The sequence below is a fragment of the Actinomyces polynesiensis genome (assembly GCF_000820725.1).
In the GTDB taxonomy this organism is placed as follows: Bacteria; Actinomycetota; Actinomycetes; order Actinomycetales; family Actinomycetaceae; genus Pauljensenia; species Pauljensenia polynesiensis.
On the sequence record NZ_CCXH01000151.1, the window covers coordinates 1 to 1714 of the forward strand.

Genomic DNA, 1714 nt, shown 5'->3' on the forward strand with positions numbered 1-1714 from the left:
CGCCGGGCACCTGCCTGCCCATCGGCTCCTTCACCAGGGCGCGGTGGGTGGCGCGGGTCCCCGGCCCGCGGGAGCTCGCCGCCGCGTTCTCCTACGAGTCCATGGCCGACGAGCTCGTGTTCGTCCTCGGTCCCGCCCTCGTCGGGATCGCGGCCTCCGTCGCGGCCCCCGCCGCCCCACTCGCACTGGCCGTCTGCCTCGTCGTGGTGGCCGGGATCCCCTTCGCCCTCGCCGCCCCCGGACCGGACACCCGGCCCGGGGCCCCGGACTCCCCGGGCGTCCCCACCCCCGGTGGCAGCCCGGCTCACCCCACCCGGCCGCGCATCGGGACGGTCCTGGCCGCCGTCCTGCCCTCCGTCGTCGTCATGGTCTGCATCGGGTCGCTCTTCGGCACCGTGCAGGCCGGGACCACCGAGCGGGCCGAGCTCCTCGGCTCCCCCGGCAGCGCCGGACTCGTGTACGCGCTGATGGGACTCGGGTCCGGGGTGATGGCCCTCATGGTCGTCCTCGTCCCCGAGCGGATCACCCTGCCCGCACGGGTCGCCGCCGGGGGCCTGGGGATGGGTGTGCTCATCACGGTCGTCTCCCTCCAGTCCTCCCTCGGCACGACTGCGCTGGCGCTCCTGGCGGCGGGGACCTTCGTGGGTCCCACCATGGTCACCGCCTTCTCCCTGGCGGAGCGCCTCGCACCCGAGGGAGGCATCTCCGTGGCCATGACCTCGATGCAGCCCGCCGTCACCGTCGGGGTCTCCCTCGGTTCCTCACTGGGCGGGGTACTGGCTGCCGCACACGGGCCCGAGGGGGCCTTCGCGGTCGGCATGGTGGTCTCCGCCTGCATCTGCCTGTGCGGCACCGCGATGGTGGTCGCTCGAGGACGCCGCAGGCGTTCACCGGAACCCTCGTTCCCCGGGTAGCATGGAGGTCCTATGGCTGAGAACTCGAAGGCACCCCAGGAAAAGAAGAGGCGCTGGTACAACAACCTGGCCGACGCCTACCGCATCACGCAGCGCACCTACCCGTGGATCGGGTGGACCCTCGGCGGGATGGCCGTCGTGGTCATCGCCCTGTCCGTGCTGGTCGCCGTGCTCACCGGGGCGAACATCGTCCTGTGGGTGCTCACGGGCGTGATGCTGGCCGTCCTCCTCGGGATGGTCCTGCTCTCCGTCCTCGTGCGGCGCGCCATGTACGCCCAGATCGACGGCACGGTCGGTTCGGTCTACGCGGTCATCAGCCAGATCAAGCGTGGATGGATCATCTCCGAGCAGCCGGTGGCGGCCACGCGCGAGCAGGACGTGGTCTGGCGCCTCATCGGCCGTCCGGGGGTCGTCTTCATCTCCGAGGGCCCCTCGACCCGCGTGCGACCGCTCCTCGCGGCCGAGCGCAAGCGGGTCAACCGCGTCGCGCAGAACGTGCCCGTCATCCTCATCCAGTGCGGTCACGAGGACGGACAGGTGCCCCTCGCGAAGCTGGAGCGTGCCCTCAAGAAGCAGAAGAACGTGCTGACCAAGGAGGAGGTGCCCGCGATCTCGCAGCGCCTCAACGCGCTCCAGTCCACGGCACTGCCCATCCCGAAGGGGATCGATCCCACGAAGACCCGGCCCAGTCGACGGGCCATGCGCGGCCACTGACGCACGGCCCGACACGACGGACACGACGCCCGCCCCCACCACCCCGGGGGCGGGCGTCCTGCGTCGGATGCTGAGACAGTGTTCCG

Annotated in this window: 2 protein-coding genes; both read left to right on the forward strand. The window is 71.9% G+C overall.

Annotated features, from left to right (window positions below; all coding sequences use genetic code 11):
• Positions 1-914, forward strand: a 914-nt coding sequence (locus tag TA90_RS15075; RefSeq protein WP_052450602.1) for an MFS transporter, incomplete at its 5' end; no start/stop codon positions are given.
• 12 nt (positions 915-926) lie between these two features.
• Positions 927-1628, forward strand: a complete 702-nt coding sequence (locus tag TA90_RS06755) for a DUF4191 domain-containing protein (RefSeq protein WP_043535305.1) — start codon at positions 927-929, stop codon at positions 1626-1628.
• Positions 1629-1714 lie beyond the last annotated feature (86 nt).